The organism is Rhodoplanes roseus, assembly GCF_003258865.1.
GTDB classification, from domain to species: domain Bacteria; phylum Pseudomonadota; class Alphaproteobacteria; order Rhizobiales; family Xanthobacteraceae; genus Rhodoplanes; species Rhodoplanes roseus.
In genome coordinates, this window is record NZ_NPEX01000425.1 from 1 (window position 1) to 3,597 (window position 3,597).

The following is a 3,597-nucleotide window of genomic DNA, read 5'->3' on the forward strand; positions in this document are numbered from 1 at the left end:
CACCCCCTCCCGGTCCGCTTCGCGGACCGACCTCCCCCCTCTAGGGGGAGGTGAAGAAACGAGCTCACGCCAGTTGCGATGCCACGAAGGCGCGGATGTCGTTCGGGTCGACGTCGCGGGTGACGAAGGCCTGGCCGATGCCGCGCGCCAGGATGAACGTCATCTGGCCGCGCTTCACCTTCTTGTCCTGCGCCATCAGGTCCATCATGCGATCGGCGTCGGGCCAGCGGAACGGCACGTCCTTCACCCGGGTCGGCAGGCCGATCTCGGCGAGGTGCTTCTCCACCCGCTCGACCTCGGTCTTGTTCAACAGGCCGATGCGGGCCGAGTAGCGGAACGCCAGCACCATGCCGAGCGACACCGCCTCGCCGTGCAGCAGTTTCGCCGAGAAGCCGGCCGCCGCCTCGAACGCATGGCCGAAGGTGTGGCCGAGATTGAGCAGTGCGCGGTCGCCGATCTCGCGTTCGTCGCGGGCGACGATGTCGGCCTTCATGCGGCAGCAGGTGGCGACGGCGTGCTCGCGGGCCGGGCCGCCGGCGAAGATGTCGCGCGCATTGGCCTCCAGCCAGGCGAAGAAGCCGGCGTCGCCCAGCAGCCCGTATTTCGCGACCTCGGCATAGCCGGCGCGGAACTCGCGCGGGGAGAGCGTGTCGAGCAGCGCCGTGTCGGCGACCACCAGGATCGGCTGGTGGAAGGCGCCGACCAGGTTCTTGCCGAGCTTCGAGTTGATCGCGGTCTTGCCGCCGACCGAGGAATCGACCTGGGCGAGCAGCGTGGTCGGCACCTGCACGTAGTCGAGCCCGCGCCGCGTGACGGCGGCGGCGAAGCCCGAGAGGTCGCCGATGACGCCGCCGCCGAGCGCGACGACGACGTCGCCGCGCTCGATGCGGGCGGCCAGCAGCTCGTCGCAGACGCGCTCCAGGGTGGCGAAGCTCTTCGATCCCTCGCCGGCCGCGACGATGACGCGGGTGCTGGGAATCTGGACGGCCTCCAGCGCCGCCTCGACCGCGGCGAGGTGCAGGGCCGCGACCGTCACGTCGCAGACCACGGCGGCCTTGGCCCCGGTCTTCAGGCCCGCCAGTCGCGGCCCCAGCGCCGACAGGAGGCCGCGCCCGATGACGATGTCGTAGGCGCGGTCGCCGAGCGCGACGTCGACGATGACGGGCTCGCCCGGGCGTGTCGGAGCGTTCATGACGCGGATCCTTCTTCGGCCTGCGGGCCGGACGGCCGACCGGCGGGCGGCGTGCCGGTCGATGGAGTGCCGGCCGGCGGCTCCACCCCGAGATGGGCGGCCAGCGCCGTCACGATCTCCTCGACGATGACGTCGTGCGGCACCTCGCGCGACTGCACGGTGAGGTCCGCCGCGGCGTAGACGGGATAGCGCTCATCGATCAGCTTGGCGAGCGTCGCCTCGGGATCGGGCGTCTGCATCAGCGGGCGGTCGGAGCGCCGGCGGATCCGGCGCAGCAGCACGTCGAGCTCGGCATTGAGCCAGACCGACAGGCCGCGCGCGCCGATCAGGGCGCGGGTGCCGGAATTCATGAAGGCGCCGCCGCCGGTCGCCACCACGCGCGGGCCCTCGGCCAGCAGCCGGCTGATGACGCGCGCCTCGCCGGCCCGGAAATAGTCCTCGCCATGCGCCTCGAAGATGTCCGGGATCGACATGCCGGCGGCGAGCTCGATCTCGGTGTCGGCGTCGACGAAGGGCAGGCCCATGCGGCTCGCCAGGCGGCGTCCGATCGACGACTTGCCGGCCCCCATCATGCCGATGAGCACGAGCGAACGCCCGCCGAGCGCCCGCGCGACCGCGAGAGCGAGCGCGGAGGGCTCGGGAGGAGGGCGCAAGGCGAGGTCGGTCATGCGGTCCGGCTGATCCGTTCGATGAATGTTCGCTCGATTACAACCCCGGGCCCCGCCTGTCCATCGGACGGCCGGCGGGCCGGTCGGGCCGCTCGTCTTTACAAAACTTTACGCGGCGGAGAAGCCCCTGAAACGGCGGTCCCCGACAGTGACGACATGGCCGATCGGCCAAAAGCCTTCGCACGACGACCGGCGAGGCGAGCGCCCGACGATCGTTGCGACCACACGAGGAGACCTTCCATGACCGACCGTATTCCCGACCCGCAGGCCCCGTCCGCCAGCCCCGCCCCGGCGCCCCGGCGGGGCCGCCGCATCGCCTCCTATGCCGTGGTCGCCGCGCTGGCGGCCGGCCTGGTCGGCGTCGGCCTGTCGGCCACCGGCTCGCTCGGCCAGGGCATGGGCTTCGGCCCGCCCTTCGCCCATGGCGGCCCGGGCTTCGGCCCGCACGGCTGGGGCGGCCCGTTCGGCGATCGCGCCTTCGATCCGGCCCAGGCCGAGCAGCGCGCCGACCGCATGGTGCGCCACCTCGCGGTCGAGCTCGACGCCACCAACGAGCAGCAGGAGAAGCTGCGTGCCATCGTCAAGTCCGCCCTCAAGGACGTGCTGCCGATGCGTGAGAAGCTCCGCACGGCGCGCGGCCAGGCGCACGACCTGCTGACCGCCCAGACCGTCGACCGCGCCGCGATCGAGAAGCTGCGGGCCGACCAGATCGCGCTCGCCGACCAGGCCAGCAAGCGCATCGCCCAGGCGCTCGGCGACGCCGCCGACGTGCTCACCCCCGAGCAGCGCCGCAAGCTCGACGACCGGATGTCGCCGGGCGGGTTCTTCCGCGGTTTTTCGCGGGGCTGAGTCCCCGGGTCCCGCGACCGCGGACCGGAGCGCCGCCGTTCCCACCCCGAACGGCGGCGCTCCTTCCTGTTTCGCGCTAGACTGCCGGCCCCGTCCCGCCGTCGGATCATCCCGCAGACATCCCATGCCCGACCACATCCTGCTGATCGAGGACGACGCCCGCCTCGCCGAGATGGTGAGGAGTTATCTGGGCGCCGCGGGATTCGACGTCACGGTGGCGCCGACCGGCCAGGCCGGCATCGGGCTGCACGACCGTCAGGCGTTCGACGCGATGGTGCTCGACCTGATGCTGCCCGACATGGACGGGCTCGACGTCTGCCGCTCCGTCAGGGCGCGCTCCCGCACGCCGATCCTGATGCTCACGGCCCGCGGCGACGCCATGGACCGGGTGATCGGCCTCGAGGTCGGCGCCGACGACTATCTGCCGAAGCCGTTCGAGCCGCGCGAGCTGCTGGCCCGCCTCAAGGCGGTGCTGCGCCGCTCGAAAGGCGGCGAGCCGCTCGCCGAGCTGATGCGCTTCGGCCGGCTGGAGATCGATCTCGGCGCCCGCGAGGTGCGGCTCGACGGCGAGCCGCGGCCGCTGACCGGCTACCAGTTCGAGCTCCTGCTGGTGCTGGCCCGCCACGCCGGCCGGGTGATGACCCGCGAGGCGATCATGGATCTGGTCAAGCACGAGCGGCTGGAGGCGTTCGACCGCTCGATCGACGTCCACGTCTCCCGCATCCGCGCCGCCATCGAGGACGACCCCAAGAAGCCCCGCCGCGTCATCACGGTCCGCGGCACCGGCTACGTGTTTGCGAAGGCGCAGGAGTGATGATGACCGTGAAGGAGATGCGATCTGCGGTTCACCCTCCCCTGGAGGGGGAGGGTCGGGGCGCGCGTCAGCGC

4 protein-coding genes are annotated in these 3,597 nt (G+C 72.1%); 2 read left to right on the plus strand and 2 right to left on the minus strand.

Features of this window, described 5'->3' with window-relative positions:
• Positions 1-64: 64 nt before the first annotated feature.
• Both aroB and CH341_RS29470 read right to left on the minus strand, forming a co-directional pair.
• Positions 65-1,192: a 3-dehydroquinate synthase gene (aroB, locus tag CH341_RS29465; protein WP_111422894.1), complete on the minus strand. Its 1,128-nt coding sequence runs from the start codon at positions 1,190-1,192 to the stop codon at positions 65-67.
• Positions 1,189-1,860, minus strand: coding sequence for a shikimate kinase (locus CH341_RS29470; protein ID WP_111422896.1), 672 nt, complete (start codon positions 1,858-1,860; stop codon positions 1,189-1,191). Before CH341_RS29470 ends, aroB begins: the two co-directional genes overlap by 4 nt.
• Before the next feature lie 240 nt (positions 1,861-2,100).
• On the opposite strand from CH341_RS29470, the gene CH341_RS29475 reads away from it, so the two are divergent.
• On the plus strand, positions 2,101-2,709 hold the full coding sequence (locus CH341_RS29475; RefSeq protein ID WP_111422899.1) for a Spy/CpxP family protein refolding chaperone: 609 nt from the start codon (positions 2,101-2,103) through the stop codon (positions 2,707-2,709).
• A 124-nt stretch (positions 2,710-2,833) separates the two neighbouring features.
• A complete protein-coding gene (locus CH341_RS29480) occupies positions 2,834-3,523 on the plus strand; it encodes a response regulator (RefSeq protein ID WP_111422901.1) in 690 nt (229 codons plus the stop codon).
• Positions 3,524-3,597: the final 74 nt, after the last annotated feature.

Bases quoted from the DNA above. Each gene is read 5' to 3' on its own strand.
- aroB (WP_111422894.1), bottom strand. From the start codon at position 1,192: ATGAACGCTCCGACACGCCCGGGCGAGCCCGTCATCGTCGACGTCGCG.
- CH341_RS29475 (WP_111422899.1), top strand. From the start codon at position 2,101: ATGACCGACCGTATTCCCGACCCGCAGGCCCCGTCCGCCAGCCCCGCC.
- CH341_RS29470 (WP_111422896.1), bottom strand. From the start codon at position 1,860: ATGACCGACCTCGCCTTGCGCCCTCCTCCCGAGCCCTCCGCGCTCGCT.
- CH341_RS29480 (WP_111422901.1), top strand. From the start codon at position 2,834: ATGCCCGACCACATCCTGCTGATCGAGGACGACGCCCGCCTCGCCGAG.